16 protein-coding genes are annotated in these 15,477 nt (G+C 58.3%); 9 read left to right on the top strand and 7 right to left on the bottom strand.

Annotated features, from left to right (window positions below; genetic code table 11):
• Positions 1–332: 332 nt before the first annotated feature.
• Complete coding sequence (gene hemH, locus FVV99_RS08070) at positions 333–1,406, top strand: ferrochelatase (protein ID WP_148253524.1); 1,074 nt, start codon at positions 333–335, stop codon at positions 1,404–1,406.
• An 8-nt stretch (positions 1,407–1,414) separates the two neighbouring features.
• On the opposite strand, the gene FVV99_RS08075 is transcribed toward hemH, so the two are convergent.
• Genes FVV99_RS08075 through FVV99_RS08100 form a run of 6 tightly spaced genes read right to left on the bottom strand, consistent with a single transcriptional unit; the run spans position 1,415 to position 7,268 of the window.
• Entirely contained in the window at positions 1,415–1,807 is a 393-nt protein-coding gene (locus FVV99_RS08075) for a Na+/H+ antiporter subunit G (RefSeq protein ID WP_148253525.1), read from the bottom strand.
• A gap of 14 nt (positions 1,808–1,821) precedes the next feature.
• A complete protein-coding gene (locus tag FVV99_RS08080; protein ID WP_148253526.1) occupies positions 1,822–2,091 on the bottom strand; it encodes a K+/H+ antiporter subunit F in 270 nt (89 codons plus the stop codon).
• Positions 2,085–2,582, bottom strand: coding sequence for a Na+/H+ antiporter subunit E (locus tag FVV99_RS08085; RefSeq protein WP_148253527.1), 498 nt, complete (start codon positions 2,580–2,582; stop codon positions 2,085–2,087). The genes FVV99_RS08080 and FVV99_RS08085 overlap by 7 nt, the downstream gene beginning before the upstream one ends.
• Positions 2,579–4,090 (bottom strand): monovalent cation/H+ antiporter subunit D, encoded by a 1,512-nt coding sequence (locus FVV99_RS08090; RefSeq protein ID WP_148253528.1) that lies wholly within the window; start codon positions 4,088–4,090, stop codon positions 2,579–2,581. The genes FVV99_RS08085 and FVV99_RS08090 overlap by 4 nt, the downstream gene beginning before the upstream one ends.
• Positions 4,087–4,434, bottom strand: a complete 348-nt coding sequence (locus FVV99_RS08095) for a Na+/H+ antiporter subunit C (RefSeq protein ID WP_148253529.1) — start codon at positions 4,432–4,434, stop codon at positions 4,087–4,089. Before FVV99_RS08095 ends, FVV99_RS08090 begins: the two co-directional genes overlap by 4 nt.
• Positions 4,434–7,268: a monovalent cation/H+ antiporter subunit A gene (locus FVV99_RS08100; protein ID WP_148253530.1), complete on the bottom strand. Its 2,835-nt coding sequence runs from the start codon at positions 7,266–7,268 to the stop codon at positions 4,434–4,436. The genes FVV99_RS08095 and FVV99_RS08100 overlap by 1 nt, the downstream gene beginning before the upstream one ends.
• A gap of 297 nt (positions 7,269–7,565) precedes the next feature.
• On the opposite strand from FVV99_RS08100, the gene FVV99_RS08105 reads away from it, so the two are divergent.
• The 8 genes from FVV99_RS08105 to FVV99_RS08140 are packed head-to-tail and all read left to right on the top strand — an operon-like array spanning position 7,566 to position 14,764.
• Entirely contained in the window at positions 7,566–9,899 is a 2,334-nt protein-coding gene (locus FVV99_RS08105; protein WP_148253531.1) for a putative monovalent cation/H+ antiporter subunit A, read from the top strand.
• Positions 9,892–10,314, top strand: a complete 423-nt coding sequence (locus FVV99_RS08110; protein ID WP_148253532.1) for a Na+/H+ antiporter subunit B — start codon at positions 9,892–9,894, stop codon at positions 10,312–10,314. Before FVV99_RS08105 ends, FVV99_RS08110 begins: the two co-directional genes overlap by 8 nt.
• Before the next feature lie 27 nt (positions 10,315–10,341).
• Positions 10,342–10,689 carry a Na+/H+ antiporter subunit C gene (locus tag FVV99_RS08115; protein WP_148253533.1) on the top strand — a complete coding sequence of 116 codons (348 nt, stop codon included), beginning with the start codon at positions 10,342–10,344 and terminating at the stop codon, positions 10,687–10,689.
• Positions 10,686–12,221 (top strand): Na+/H+ antiporter subunit D, encoded by a 1,536-nt coding sequence (locus tag FVV99_RS08120; RefSeq protein ID WP_148253534.1) that lies wholly within the window; start codon positions 10,686–10,688, stop codon positions 12,219–12,221. The genes FVV99_RS08115 and FVV99_RS08120 overlap by 4 nt, the downstream gene beginning before the upstream one ends.
• Entirely contained in the window at positions 12,218–12,691 is a 474-nt protein-coding gene (locus tag FVV99_RS08125) for a Na+/H+ antiporter subunit E (RefSeq protein WP_148253535.1), read from the top strand. Before FVV99_RS08120 ends, FVV99_RS08125 begins: the two co-directional genes overlap by 4 nt.
• 32 nt (positions 12,692–12,723) lie before the next feature.
• A complete protein-coding gene (locus tag FVV99_RS08130; RefSeq protein ID WP_148253742.1) occupies positions 12,724–12,993 on the top strand; it encodes a monovalent cation/H+ antiporter complex subunit F in 270 nt (89 codons plus the stop codon).
• Positions 12,986–13,435, top strand: a complete 450-nt coding sequence (gene mnhG / locus FVV99_RS08135) for a monovalent cation/H(+) antiporter subunit G (RefSeq protein ID WP_148253536.1) — start codon at positions 12,986–12,988, stop codon at positions 13,433–13,435. The genes FVV99_RS08130 and mnhG overlap by 8 nt, the downstream gene beginning before the upstream one ends.
• 18 nt (positions 13,436–13,453) lie before the next feature.
• On the top strand, positions 13,454–14,764 hold the full coding sequence (locus FVV99_RS08140; RefSeq protein WP_236645342.1) for a lytic murein transglycosylase: 1,311 nt from the start codon (positions 13,454–13,456) through the stop codon (positions 14,762–14,764).
• On the opposite strand, the gene FVV99_RS08145 is transcribed toward FVV99_RS08140, so the two are convergent.
• Complete coding sequence (locus FVV99_RS08145; protein WP_148253537.1) at positions 14,744–15,457, bottom strand: 16S rRNA (uracil(1498)-N(3))-methyltransferase; 714 nt, start codon at positions 15,455–15,457, stop codon at positions 14,744–14,746. The genes FVV99_RS08140 and FVV99_RS08145 overlap by 21 nt on opposite strands.
• Positions 15,458–15,477: the final 20 nt, after the last annotated feature.

The raw sequence follows: 15,477 nt of genomic DNA on the forward strand, positions 1-15,477 counted from the left end.
ATTCGTTTCGATTGTCCTCCTCGGCTGACTCATCGGTAGTCGCCAATGTATTCTCTCCGCCCGCCGGGCGACACTGTTTCCAAGGCGTCACAAAGCCTTGGTTTGCTCAGTCCAACTTCACGCCTCGATAACAACGTTTCCTGCAGCGCTTCAGCGTGAGTCGCTAGCTCATGTCCGGGTGGCGCGTCGCGAGGGGCAGCGGTGATGAGCGCGGGTTGATCCTAAGTTATACAAATCGTCTTGATAGTATAACTCGATTCCGTCATGCAAGGTGTTCGCTGGTAGAATAAGTCATCGATAATAGCCACCGTGACTACAAGGACCGCTTTCGCATGAAGCCTGTTGAAACGCCGCTCGATCAGCCCGGTGAAGGACGTCTCACCCATGCCGGCCAGGATCACCCTGCGATTCCACGCGCTAAGGTCGGTGTGTTGCTGGCCAATCTTGGAACACCGGATGGCACCGACTACCGGTCGATGCGTCGGTATCTGGGGGAGTTTCTGTCGGATCGTCGCGTCGTCGATTACTCCCCTTGGCTGTGGCAGCCGCTATTGCAGCTGGTGATTCTGACCAGGCGCCCCTTCAGTTCCGGTAAGGCCTATCGCAGCATCTGGAACGAAGAGAATGATGAAAGTCCGTTGTTGACCATCACCCGGGAGCAGAGTCGCAAAGTGGCGGAGGGCCTGCAAGCCAGTTATGGTGACCAGGTCGTCGTGGATTTTTGCATGCGTTATGGCAATCCCTCGACCGACAGTGCCTTGCGACGATTACAGGCTCAAGGCTGCGAACGCATCCTCTTTTTCCCCTTGTATCCGCAATATGCGTCGCCGACGACTGCAACAGCCAATGATCACGCCTTCCGTACCTTGATGAAGTTGAAATGGCAGCCGGCGATTCGCACCGTACCGGCGTACTTCGATCAGCCGGTCTACATTGATGCGTTGGCACAATCGGTTGAGGATACATTAGCCGGTCTCGAGCGGCGTCCCGATGTGCTGGTGGCGTCCTATCATGGGGTGCCGGAACGCTATCTCCGTGAAGGCGACCCTTATCACTGTCAGTGTCAGAAAACCACGCGCCTGCTCAAAGAGCGTCTGGGGTGGTCGGATAGTGATATCGTGACGACGTTCCAGTCACAGTTCGGTCCGGAAAAGTGGGTGGGCCCGCCCACGGTGGACCATGTCGCAGAATTGGCGCGTCAGGGGAAAAAGCGTCTTGCCGTCATCTCGCCGGCCTTCGCCGCTGATTGTGTCGAAACGCTCGAAGAGATCAACCAGCAGATCAAGGAGAGCTTTCTGGAAGCCGGCGGAGAGGAATTCACCTACATCCCTTGCCTCAACGATAGAGATGACCATGTTCAGGCACTATTGAGCGTGGCACGCAATGAACTGTCCGGCTGGTTGTAAACCCGGGATCAGCCGTGCCCCTTGTCGGGGTGAGGTACCGGCTTTTCGCCAACTTCCTCCCGCCGCAGCTCGACGGGGCGACCCCGGGTTTTATCGACGTGAGGCAAGCGCAGATGAAGACCGGTCTTGGCCAGTAGGTGAGCGGTTACCGGGGCAGTGATGAACAGGAACAGTGTGATCAGCATTTCCTGAATATCGGGTTTGCCCTCGGTAACCCAGAAATACAGCATCGAGGCTATCAAGATGCAGCCGATACCGATGGTGGTCGATTTGGTGGGACCATGCAGCCGCATATAGAAGTCCCGAAGGTGCGCTAAGCCAAGGGAACCGATGAAGGCAAAAGCGCCGCCGGCAATCAGGAAGAAGGCGATTACACCTTCCAGAATCACGAAGTGGGTCATCCCTGCATCTCCCTTTACTCGATGATATCCCCGCGCAGCACGTACTTGCAGACGGCTACCGTGCTGATGAAGCCGAGCATGGCAATCAGCAGTGCGGCCTCGAAATAGTTCTTGGTGTTGAGCCACAGGCCCAGCAACACGATCAAGGCGATGGAGTTCACGTACATGGTATCCAGCGCCAACAGGCGGTCGGGTAGCGATGGACCGATGGCCAGGCGATAGACGTTAAGGGCTAGCGCCATCAGGATCAGTGCCAGACTGATCCACAATGCGATGTCTAGCATTCGTAGATCTCCTTGATGGGCCGTTCATAACGTTCGTGGATTTCCTTGATGAGGGCCTCCTCATCGCCAACATCAAGGGCATGAATGAGCAGCGACTTGCCATCCATGCGCAGGTTGGCCGAAACCGTGCCTGGCGTCAGACTGATGGTATTGGCCAGCAAGGTGATCGGAAAGCGCTCTTCGAGCATCAGCGGGTATTCGATGAATGCCGGGCGCATGCGCCGCCAAGGATTGATGATCAGCCAGGCGACTTCCAGATTGGCAATAATGATGTCCTTGAGGACCCGAAGTACGAAGCGCAGCAGCAGCCAAGGCTTCTTGACATGGGGTTGCGCATCCCAGAACCGCCTTGTCACCAGTGGAATGACAATGCCCAGTACGCCGCCCAGCAGGATGTGACCTAGTGCCGCGCTACGTACCAGCAATAGCCAGACGATCAAGAGGAGTATCGACAGCAGAGGCGTCGGCAGCCATGCACGTGGCTTGATCATGACTCACCTCCGTTTTCGGGCAGCAAGGCATGGATATGCAATTCCGGTGTCGCGAGCTGCTCTGCGGTCGCGAGCGTATAGTCACTGAGTGGAGCCGCAAAGACCACAAGAAGCGGGGACGCGGCCAATAGCCAGGTGACCCCGAACCATTGGCATGGAGCGATCCGGGCATCGCTGGGATTGCCTTCCTGGCTTCTCCAGAACAGGGTCGATCCGGCACGCGAGAGCGCGATAAGCGCACAGAGTCCCGAGAGCAGAAGAATTGGCCATAGCCAGGGTTGTTGGGCGGCATTTGCCGCTTGCAGTATCAACGCCTTGCCAATGGCTCCGGACAATGGCGGCAGGCCGGCGACTGCAATGGCGCCGAGCAGGAACAACCCTGCCAGCAGGTTGCCACGATGCATGGGACGCCCTTTCACCAGTCGCGTATTGGCTTTGCCGCGTTGCAGACCGATCAGTTCGGCCAGTAGGAAAAGTCCACCGGTAACGAGTGTCGTATGCACCATATAGTAGAGCAAGGCGTGAGTGGCGTCCGGTGTACGCATGCCGATGCCTGCCAGCAGCGTACCGACCGAAACCAGTACCAGGTAGGCGATCAAAAGGCGCAGATCCCGCGCGGCTAGTACCCCTATGGCGGCGACGACCAGGGTGGCGAGTGACAACCACCATATCCAGTCTTGATCCGGTGCGGCCAGATTGCCGGCATGGTCGCCGAACACGAGATGGTAGACGCGTAGAATGGCGTAAATCCCCACCTTGGTCATGATTGCGAACAGCGCCGCAACAGGGGCTGGTGCTGTCGCGTAGGCTCGTGGCAGCCAAAAGTACAGCGGCAGTATGGCGGCCTTGAGGCCGAATACGACCAGCAACAACAATGCACCCGCCCGTACCAGACCGCTACGTTCGGGATCGAGCTCACCCAGGCGAACGGCCATGTCGGCCATGTTGAGCGTACCGGTGGCGCCATACAGGACGCCGACAGCAATCAGGAACAACGACGATCCAGCCAGGTTCAGCACGACATAGTGCAGACCGGCCTGGATACGCCCTTTACCACCGCCATGCATCAGCAGGGCGTAGGATGCCAGTAGCAGCACTTCGAAAAAGACGAATAGGTTGAACAGGTCGCCGGTCAGAAAGGCACCATTGATGCCCATCAACTGCAGCTGGAACAGGCCATGAAAGTTGCTGCCCTGCTCGTCGTCGCCGGCACAGGCAAAGACGACGCAGCCCAATGCCAGTACTGCTGTGAGCAGGACCATCAATGCCGAGAGGCGATCCAGTACCAGCACGATACCGAACGGCGGTCGCCAGTCGCCGAGAGCGTAGTATGTCACCTCGCCACTGCTTGCCTGGACCACCAGGGCAACGCCAGTCACGACGAGAGCGAGGGTGGCAAGTGAACCGATCAGGCGTTGCTGATGGCTGACTCCCATCCTTGTCCGTAGCAGAATAATTCCAGCGATCAGCGGCAGCAGGATCGGCAGGATGATCAGATGTTGGCTCACCTGCGTTCCTCCCTGCCGTCGTCGAGCTGTCGGCCGTCGACATGATCGTTACCCATATCACCTCGTGCACGCATGGCGAGAATGACCACGAAGGCGGTCATGGCAAACCCTATGACGATGGCGGTTAGTACCAGGGCCTGGGGTAACGGGTCCGCATAGTTGGCAAAACCATCCAGAATTGCGGCGCCGTCGGTGGTCAGCCCTCCCATTGAGAACAGGAACAGATTGACGGCATATGAAAGCAGCGTCAGACCAACGACGACGGGAAACGTACGGCCCCTGAGTATCAGGAAGAGCCCGCAGGCACTCATGCTACCTGTCGTCACGGCATAAAGGCTTTCCATCAATGAATCTCCTTGTTGGAGAGCGGCGTCTCTTTGGTGTCGTCGGCCGGTGCATCCTTCCTGGGACGGTGCGGTGTCGTCAGCTTGCCGAGGTTGGCCAGAATCATCAGTGTGGCCCCGACAACGGCAAGGTAGACCCCCAGGTCGAACAGCATGGCGGTGGCTAGCTCAACGTCGCCGAGCATGGGTATGTGGAAATGGCCAAATGCCGACGTCAGGAAGGGATGACCGAATAACAGACTCCCCAGGCCGGTCAGCGTGGCAACGGCGACACCGCCAATGGCGACAGGTTGGTATTGGAAATCCAAGCGGGATTGTGTCCATTCGACGCCGCGTGCCATATAGACGAGGATCAATGCCACGGCACTGATTAGCCCCGCGATGAAGCCTCCCCCCGGCATATTATGCCCCCGCAGGAAGATGAAGGCTGACACTAGCAGTGCCAAAGGTAACAGTGTCTGGGAGACACTGGTCAGGATCATCGGATGGCGGTCGGGCGACCAGACGCGGCCCTCGCCGTCACTGTGCGGCATGAACAAGCGCAACCGGTTGAGCAGTTTGTAGATTGCCAGCCCGGCAAGCGCCAATACGGTGATCTCGCCCAATGTGTCGAAACCACGAAAATCGACCAGGATGACGTTGACCACATTATGGCCACCTCCGCCCGGCACGCTATTGTCGATGAAAAAATCGGAAATACTGCTGATGTCGCGTGTCAACACGGCATAGTTGAGGCTGGCAATGACCATGCCAAGGCTGCCGGCCAGTAGCAGATCACGAATGGTACGTCTTGCCGATGATTCCCGAGGCGTCTTTTGTGGCAGGAAGAAGAGCGCCAGCATCAGCAGGATCATGGTGACGACTTCCACTGACAATTGCGTCAATGCAAGATCGGGTGCCGAGAAGCGAGCGAAGGTCAGAGAAACGACCAGTCCGACTACCGACAGCATCAATAACGAGATCAAGCGATACCGATGCGTAACGGCGGTGCCGGCGGCACCGAATATCATCAATGCGGCTCCCAGCAGCAAGACGCCATCGACTGGTTGCGTTTCCAGGTTACCGGCGAGCTCCGGGAGTTCCAGCAGTCCGAGCGTAGCGAGCAGCAGAGCGGTACCCAACAACCAGCTCATGTAACGTTGCAATGAGCCATTTTCCAGGCGCCGGGTCACGACATGGGCTGCTGTCGCCAGCGACTGGATCATGCCTTCGAAGACCAGACGTGCGTCCACGGATGCGAACTGGCGCGCGAATCGCCTGACGTGTCGATGCATGACATAAGTCACGATTCCGGCAACGATCGCCACGGCGCTCATCAACAAGGGGAGGTTGAAGCCATGCCAGATGGCGAGATGAAACTCGAGGGCTTCCTGGAGAACGGCATGGCTGGCCAGTTGCAGCATTCCCGTTGCCAGAAGCGCGGGGAACATGCCCACGGCAATGCAAATCGCGACCAGCAGCATGATTGGCGCATGCATCATGCGTGGTGGCTCGTGAGGCGTCTTCGGCGGCTGATGCTTGGCCGTCTTGAAGAAGACGGCATACACCAGGCGGAGAGAGTAGGCAACGGAGAGGACACCCCCCAAGGTCGCCATGGCAGGTAGAAGCCAGGAGAGTCCACCCAACAACGGTGCATCGAGTGTCTCGGCAAAGAACATCTCCTTGGACAGGAAACCATTGAGGAGTGGAATGCCGGCCATTGCAGCGGCCGCGATGGTTGTCAGCAGCGCCGTCAACGGCATGAGTCGACGTAGTCCACCGAGGCGCTCCAGCTCTCGGGTGCCGGTCTCGTGGTCGACGATGCCGGCACTCATGAACAATGCGCCCTTGAAGGCAGCGTGGTTCATGATATGAAACAGCGCGGCGAGGATGGCCATAGGACTTCCGATCCCCAACAGGGTCGTGATCAGTCCCAGATGGCTGACGGTCGAAAATGCCAGGATAGCCTTGAGATCGGTCTTGAGTAGCGCGAACCAGGCTCCGTAAAGGAATGTGGCCATGCCTGTCAGTGTCACCAGCCATGTCCATAGCATGCTGTCGCCGATGGCCGGATGCAGTCGCGCCATCAGGAAAATGCCGGCCTTGACCATGGTGGCCGAGTGCAGATACGCCGACACCGGAGTCGGCGCCGCCATGGCATGCGGTAGCCAGAAGTGGAACGGGAATTGAGCCGATTTGGTGAAGGCCCCGAGTAGCACGAGGACCAGCATGATGGGGTAGCGGTCATCATTGACGATGGTGTCACTACTGGCCAGCACGGTCGCGAGATCGAAGCTGCCAACGATATCTCCCAGCAGCAGGAAGCCCGCCAGTAGCGCAAGACCACCGGCACCGGTCACGGTCAGGGCCATGCGAGCTCCCTTGCGGGCATCCGTCCAATGGGACCAGAAGCCGATCAATAGGAACGACGACAGGCTGGTCAATTCCCAGAACAACCACAGCAGCAGAAGATTGTCGGCCATCGCGATGCCCACCATTGCGGTCATGAACAGCATCAGGTAGGCATAGAAACGTCCAGTCGCCTCCTCGGCGGACAGGTAAAAACTGGCATAAAGGATGATCAACAACCCGATCCCCAGGATCAGGAGGGCGAAGAGCAACGACAGTCCATCGATTCGGAACGCCAGTTCGAGCCCTAGGGAGGGTATCCAGGGTAGGGCGAATTGCGGCAATTCGCCGGCCTGTAATGGCGGAATCTGCCACAGGGTCAAGAGCAGTGCCACGGCAACGGGTATCGCCGTTGCCATGGTGCAAGCACAACGTCCGAACCGCTCTGTCAGCAGGGGAACCAGTACGCCCAGCAGCGTTAGCAAGGGAATCCATGGCAATGTCATTAAACGATCATCCCGCCTGATCCTATGATAATGGGCACAAGCCCGTCATGATGCCGCATTCTGAGTGGCGGTGGCGATACCGGTCTCCTGGTCGCACTCATCAGCCAGCCATACTCTACCGCAAAGTTAGTTCCGTCGCCGAGTCGCGTTCGGGCCTTGCTTTCCATTGCCCTGAATCTATAGAGTTTACCGGACTCATGACGGTTGCCGTGGGTCATGATACTGGGGGCAGCCGTTCCTGCGGCGATTCGTGCCCCGTCGAAACGCCTCGGGAAGACGACAAGGAGACCGATGGTCATGCAACTTGCCGTACTGGGAGGGTTTGTTCTCGCAGCCTTTGCCCCGTTATTACATCGTTGGTTCGGTGAACGGGCCGGGTTAGTGATGGCGCTTCTGCCTGCCGGCTTGGCGTTATGGCTGTTCGGTCAGTTACCCGCGGTAACCGCCGGTCAGACCCTGGTGTTCGAGTACGCCTGGATGCCAGGACTGGATATCACCCTGACGTTTCTCCTTGATGGCCTGTCGTTGCTCTTCGCATTGCTGATCAGTGTCATCGGCGTATTCATTCTGATCTATGCCGGCGGTTACCTGAAGGGGCATCAAGACCTGGCACGGTTTCATGTGGTCATGATGGGATTCATGATGTCGATGCTGGGTTTGGTGTTGGCCGATAACCTGGTTGCAATGTTCGTCTTCTGGGAACTGACCAGCATCACCTCCTATCTCCTCATTGGGTTCAATCACACGGATCCCGAAGCGCGCAAATCGGCACTACAAGGCCTGTTCGTTACTGTGGGTGGCGGTATGGCGCTGATGGCCGGGCTGGTGATGTTGGCCATCGCTGGCGATAGCTGGTCACTGCAGGCGTTGACGGACAAGGGTGAGATACTGCGTGAGCATGGGCTGTATCTACCGATGCTGTTGTGCGTACTGGGCGGTGCCTTTACCAAGTCGGCCCAGTTCCCGTTCCACTTCTGGCTGCCCAATGCGATGGCGGCCCCCACTCCGGTGTCGGCGTATCTGCACTCGGCCACCATGGTCAAGGCTGGCATCTATCTGCTGGCCAGATTACAACCGTCACTTGGCGGTACCGAAGCCTGGGTAACGATACTCTCGCTGGTGGGTGCCTTGACCATGGTCACCGGTGCCTTCCTGGCGTTGCGTCACACCGGTATCAAGAAAGTGCTGGCCTATTCTACCGTGATGGCGCTGGGAACCTTGACCATGCTGTTGGGGATTGGGACCGAGGAGGCCTTGATCGCCTTCGCGACCTTCCTGCTGGCTCACTCGCTTTATAAGGGCGCCTTGTTCATGGTGGCGGGTATCCTCGATCATGAGACCGGTACCAAAGACATCGCTGCCATGGGTGGGTTGCGCAAGGCCATGCCGATATCGGCGATCTGTGCTGCTGTGGCGGCGCTGTCGCTAGGCGGCATCATCCCGTTGCTGGGGTTCATCGGCAAGGAATTGATGCTCGAGTCGGTCCTGCATGCCGAGCGCTTTTCCAACCTGCTGCTGATCATGAGTGTGGCCGCGGCTATCATGACCTTGGCGGCTGCGGCGATCGTCGCTCTGCGACCTTTTTTCGGCGCACGGCGCGAAACGCCGAAGCCCCCACATGAAGGGCCGTCCACGATGCTGACGGGGCCGGTGATTCTGGCAGGCTTGTCACTGGTGTTTGGCGTACTGCCTTCATTGGTCAGCCCGCTGGTCATGTCCACGGCGACCAGCGTCCACGGAAGTGCTGTCGAGTCGTACCTCTCGTTGTGGCATGGCGTCAATTTGCCACTGATCCTGTCGCTGATCAGTCTTGTCGTGGGCCTGTTGATCTATCGTCATTGGGAGCGTTGGCGCGGCTGGCAGGCGCAACTGGATCCCATATTGAACCGGGGCCCTGAAGCAGCGTACTTCCAGTTCATGAACCTGGTCGTGGTGGTGGCCGAATGGCAGACCCGCATGCTGCAGAATGGCTACATACGCAATTATCTCGTCATGACGCTGCTCATTCTGGTAGGGCTGACAGGGCATGCGCTCGTCTTTCGTCATGATTTCGATCTCGATGTGGCCCTGGATGTTCGGATTCACGAAGCACTGGTGGCCGGTTTGATGGTCGCGGGAGCGGTGACCGCCTGCATCATGCGTTCGCGTCTGGCTTCGGTGGCTGCGGTGGGAACCATGGGGTTCTGTATCGCGCTGACGTTCGTACTGTTCAGCGCGCCGGATCTTGGCATTACCCAATTGCTTGTCGAAACGTTGACCGTCATCCTGCTGATCCTGGTGCTGTTCCGGCTGCCACGCTTCGCGACTCTCTCGACACCTTTGGAGCGGGTGCGCGATGTGGTCGTCGCATTGGCGACGGGTAGCTTGATCACCTTGCTGATTCTGGCCGTGATCAGCGGAGAACAACTACCCAGCATTTCGGAGTACATGGTCGCCAACAGCGTACCTCTGGGGCATGGGCATAATATCGTCAATGTCATCCTGGTCGACTTCCGGGCTCTGGATACGCTGGGCGAGATCTTCGTGCTGGCGCTGGCGGCGATCGGCGTGTATGCCATGCTACGTTTCCATGCCGATGAATATGATGCTGCCAAGCAACGGTTGCCCCATGAGGAGTATCTCGATGGTTAAATCAGGCACATTGATTCTCAGTGTGGCGGCGCGATTGTTGATGCCCTTGCAGTTACTGTTTTCATTGTTTCTGCTGCTGCGCGGGCATGATGAGCCGGGTGGCGGTTTCATTGCAGGCTTGGTCGCGGCGGGTGCCTTTGCACTCTATTTATTCGCCTATGGGCTGACGGCGACCCGCGCCATGTTGAGAGTATCGCCACGTGACCTGGTGGGGTTGGGACTCTTTCTTGGCGTGCTGTCGACACTGCCTGCCTGGTGGAATGGTCAGGCCTTTTTTACCGCCCAGTGGTGGACGGTGCCCCTGATCGATTACAAGTTTTCGACCCCTTTGATCTTCGATATCGGGGTGTATCTGGTGGTTCTGGGCTCGGTGCTGACCGCGGTAGTGGCCCTGGTGGAAAATGACCGTGACTGATTTGGCTTCGGCAAGGGGAGAGCGTTTATGGAACCGTTGATGGCCGTGGTTATCGGCATTCTCTATGCCACGGCAATCTACATGATGCTACGGCGCTCCATCGTCAAGTTGGTGATTGGCCTGATGTTGCTGTCCAATGCCGCCAACCTGTTGATCTTTACCTCGGCAGGCATGACACGTGGTGCTCCTCCATTGATTCCCGAAGGGGCCAGCGAACCGCTGGGGCAGGTCGCAGATCCTCTGCCGCAAGCACTGGTACTGACGGCGATCGTCATTGCCTTCGGGGTGCTGTCCTTTGCCGTGGTGCTGATTCGTCGTGCCTACGAAATCGTCAAGGCTGATGACCTCGACAAGATGAAGGATACCGACACGTGAGGCCCGAAGTCGCGCTCCCCATCCTGATTCCTCTGATGGCTGGTTCCATCTCGTTGCTGTTCTGGCGATTACGGCTGGCCCAGCGATTGATTGCCGTGGGCGGAACCGGTGCCTTGTTGCTGACGAGTTTGTGGCTGCTCGTTTCGGTGAGCCACGACGGCATCCTCGTGATGCAGATGGGGGACTGGCCTGCACCCTTCGGCATCAGCCTCGTGGCGGACTTGTTCGGGGCAATCATGGTGGTGCTGACAGGAATCATCGGCTTTGCCGTCGCCGTGTATTCCCTGGCGACCACGGGGCGAGGGCACGAGGCGTTCGGCTATTTTCCGTTGATGCACCTGTTGCTGGCCGGTGTCGCCGGCGCGTTTCTGACCGGCGATATCTTCAACCTCTATGTCTGGTTCGAGGTGATGCTGGTGGCCTCCTTTGCGTTATTGATTCTCGGCAGTGAGAAAGCGCAAATGGAAGGCGCCATCAAGTACGTGACGCTCAACCTGTTGTCATCGGTCATTTTCCTGTCTGCTGTCGGGTTGCTCTATGGCATGGTAGGGACACTCAACATGGCGGATATCGCGCAGCGGCTCTCGCGAGTCGATGAGAGTGGCTTGATCGATGTGTTGGCGGTCATGTTCATGGTGGCCTTCGGTATCAAGGCGGCTGCTTTTCCGTTGTTCTTCTGGTTGCCGGCGTCCTATCACACCCCTCCCGTTGCCGTATCGGCGCTATTTGCCGGTCTGCTGACCAAAGTGGGCGTCTACGCATTGTTCAGGGTGTTTACTCTGATCTTTCATCAAAGCCCAAGCTATACCCACGAAATACTGCTCTGGGGAGCCGGCCTGACAATGCTATCCGGTGTGCTCGGTGCCGCGGCGCAGTTCGAATTTCGTCGTATCCTGTCGTTTCATATCGTCAGCCAGATCGGCTACATGATCCTCGGCCTGGCGCTGTTCACGCCGTTGGCGATTATCGGGGGCGTGTTCTATATCATGCACCACATCATCGTTAAGACGAATCTCTTCCTGGTCAGTGGGGTCGTCAATCGGTTATGTGGTAGTTACGATCTGAAAAAGTTGGGTGGCCTATACCGTACCCACCCCTGGCTGTCGATCCTCTTTCTGGTTCCCGCCCTGTCATTGGCGGGTATGCCGCCCTTGTCCGGTTTTTTCGCCAAGTTCATCGTGATTCGCGCCGGCATCGAAGCTGGCGCCTATGGCGTTACTTTCATCGCCCTGTTGGTTGGCTTGTTGACACTTTATTCGATGATCAAGATCTGGGCCGAGGTCTTCTGGAAGGTACCGCCCGAGCCGGACGAGCGGGAGTCTGAAGAAGAGGAGTCCAGCATAGCGCCAATCAGACAGCGCGAAATGTGGCAGTTGTATGCGCCGATCGTGGGGCTCGCACTTTGTACACTGTTCATCGGGCTCAATGGCCAACCCATCTATGAGTTGGCAGCCGCTTCGGCGGACCAACTGCTCGACCCGTCTCGTTACATTGACGCCGTCATGTCAAACAACGGGGAGAGATCGCCATGATTGGTGCAGCCTGGAATTTGTTGCTTGCGCTGGCTTGGGTCGTCCTTACCGGTGATTTTAGCGGCCGCAACCTGCTGGCAGGACTGATCTTCGGTTACATGACACTGGCGTTGATCCAGTCGCAGGTCGAGGTTCTCGATGGTTATGCGCAGCGCGCTCCTCGTCTGATCATGTTCGTGGCGTTCTTCCTGAGTGAGCTGGTCAAGGCCAATCTGCGGGTTGCCTTTGATATATTGACGCCTCCCTGGTACATGCAACCCGGAGTCATCGCCATGCCGCTTCAAGCGCGTACGGAAGTGGAGATTGCGTTCGTTGCCAACCTGGTATCGCTGACGCCGGGGACCTTGAGCCTGGACGTGTCAGATGACCGTCGAGTGCTATACATCCATGCCATGTTCCTCGAAGATGAAGAGGAGCTGCGCCAGAGTCTCGCCGAGATGGAGCGCCGCGCCCTGGCACTGTTCCGGTAGTCAGGCCACAGGCATCGCTTGGAGGAGTCGTGTTGGATATCGTGATCGCCATAACCCTAGTGATGATGGCCGCCTCGCTTTGTCTGGCGTTCATTCGCCTGGTCATGGGACCCAGCCTGCCCGATCGCGTCGTTGCGTTGGAGCTGTTGTCGACGCTGATCGTGGGAATGATCGGTGTCATCGCCATTGCAACGGATGTTGCCAGCTTCCTGGATGTCACCATTGTCATGGCGTTGATGGCGTTCCTGGCGTCCATCGGTTTCGCGCGCTTCCTGGAGCGGGGAGGACCACGCGATGATTGATGTCATCAAGAGCATACTGCTGCTCACTGGCGCATCCTTCATGCTGCTTGCGGTCGTGGGCTTGTTGCGCTTGCCGGATTTGTTGACGCGTCTGCATGCGACGACCAAAGCGGCGACGCTTGGCGTTGCCATGGTGATGGTGGCCGTGGCATTGCATTTTGCCGAGGTTGCCGTGGTGGCCAGAGCGTTCGGGGTCATCCTGTTCTTGCTGATGACAGCGCCCGTGGCGGCCCATGTCATTGGGCGGGCGGGATATTTCGTGGGTTCCCGCTTATGGAGTGGTACGCTCAAGGATGAACTACGGCCTCACTACGATCCGATCACTCATGAGCTGCGCAGCGGACTCGAAGGTGATGAGCTCGTCGAGGGGGGCTTGGCAGATACTGCCGAGGAGGCAAACTCGCCTACTTCGCCTGCTGATGATGGTGACCGCTCGCACTGAGCGATCGAGATGACAGGGATGACCATGCGCCAAGTATTGCTGATATCGGTCGTATTCGTCTGGCTGGCCGGTTGCCAGACACTGTCTCATGGGGATACGGAGTCAGCGGCGGACGTTGCCGGTGCTTCTGTGTCCGAGACGTCGAGCGATAGCGAACGACCGTCGGGCGATTCGGACAATGCTACCGATGTCGACGACTTCGAATCCTGGATTGAGGCGTTTCGTCGTGAAGCCGCCCGTGAAGGTATCGATGGCGATGTCCTGGCGGCTGCCTTCGATGACGTACAGTATCGCGAGCGCGTCGTTGAGCTGGATCGTTCCCAGCCCGAGTTCGTGCGACCGATCTGGGAGTATCTGGATACGGCAGTGTCGGCGACCCGTATCGAGCATGGACGTGAACGTCTGGCCGCCCATCGTGATAGCGCCATGCTCGCGGAGCGGCGATATGGCGTGCCTGCAAACGTCATCGTGGCGATCTGGGGCATCGAGAGTAATTACGGAGGTAACTTCGGTGATATTTCCACGATCGATGCCTTATCCACCTTGGCGTACGAGGGACGCCGTCCCGACTTCGCGCGGGGCGAGTTGATGGCGGCATTGCGCATTCTCCAGCGAGGCGATATCGACCGGGAGAGGATGCGTGGCTCCTGGGCAGGTGCCATGGGGCATACGCAGTTCCTTCCATCGAGTTTCGAGCGTTACGCGGTCGATGCGGATGACGATGGTCGTCGCGACATCTGGAACAGTATTCCCGATGTCATGGCATCGACGGCTCACTATCTCGACGAGGCCGGCTGGCGTTCCGGAGAACCCTGGGGGGTTGAGGTAAGGCTGGATGAGGGTTTCGACTATGGCCTGGCTGGTACGGAGACTCGCCGTTCCAGTCGTAACTGGGCATCTGCCGGCGTTCATGCCGTGGACGGTGGATCCCTGCCTGATTTCGAGCAGGCGTCCATCCTGGTGCCGGCAGGCGCGCAGGGGCCTGCCTTCATGGTCGGTCCCAATTATCGCGCCATACTGCGATACAACAATGCCACCAGTTATGCCTTGGCAGTAGGCATGCTTGCCCGGCAGATCGAAGGAGCCAGTGGTATACAGGAGACGTGGCCTCGCCATGAACAGCCGTTATCACGCCAGGATGTGCGTGACATGCAACAGCTGCTCAATGGCCTGGGGCATGAAGCCGGTACGCCTGATGGTATTCTCGGGCCCAATACGCGGCACGGGTTGCGCGATTTTCAGCGCCGAATCGGTGAGATACCCGATGGCTTCGCGACTCAGCGTCTCCTGGAGCGGTTGCGTGACGTCTCAGGCGAGACGAGCCAGTAAGGCAATCACGGCGGTTTCCACGCGCAAGATGCGAGGCCCCATATGGATACCCTGACAGCCGGCATCGAGTAACTTGTCGACTTCGTAATCGATGAACCCCCCTTCCGGTCCGATGATCAGGGTCGTAGGGGAGGCGGCACCATGCGGGCATGCTTCCGGCATGCCTGGGTGGGCCAGTAGCCCGTGGCGCTCCTCGAGCCGAGCCGGTAGCCGGTCCTCGACGAAGGGTTTGAAACGGGGTTCCATGATGACGTCGGGATAGCGAGTGTCACGCGCCTGCTCCAGGCCCAGAGTCAGGTGTTGACGGACCTTGTCGGGCGTGAGTTCCGGAGACTGCCAATAGCTCTTCTCCACACGGCGTGTATGCAGCAGGGTAATGCCCTTCACTCCCATGGCGGTGACATGTTCCAGGGTACGAGCCAGCATGCGGGGGCGAGGTAACGCCAGGATCAACTCGATATCCAGAGAGGGCGGCGGTGGCTGATCGAGTTGCTCGATCTCGACGATGGCATGGTCATCGGCGAGCCGACTCAAGCGCGCCTGTCCGATGTAGCCGTTCCGCTGGCCGACGATCAGCGGGTCGCCAATGGTGGCGCCATGAATCTCGCGTAGGTGCCGGATGCGGCGCGTATCGCTGATACGCGCGTGATGGGCATCCAGAAAATCGGTATCGTCGAGTAGTATCAGGTTCATCGGAGACTCGAATAAGGCAA

Origin of the sequence: Aidingimonas lacisalsi (genome assembly GCF_008079445.1) — a bacterium.
GTDB classification, from domain to species: Bacteria; Pseudomonadota; Gammaproteobacteria; order Pseudomonadales; family Halomonadaceae; genus Aidingimonas; species Aidingimonas lacisalsi.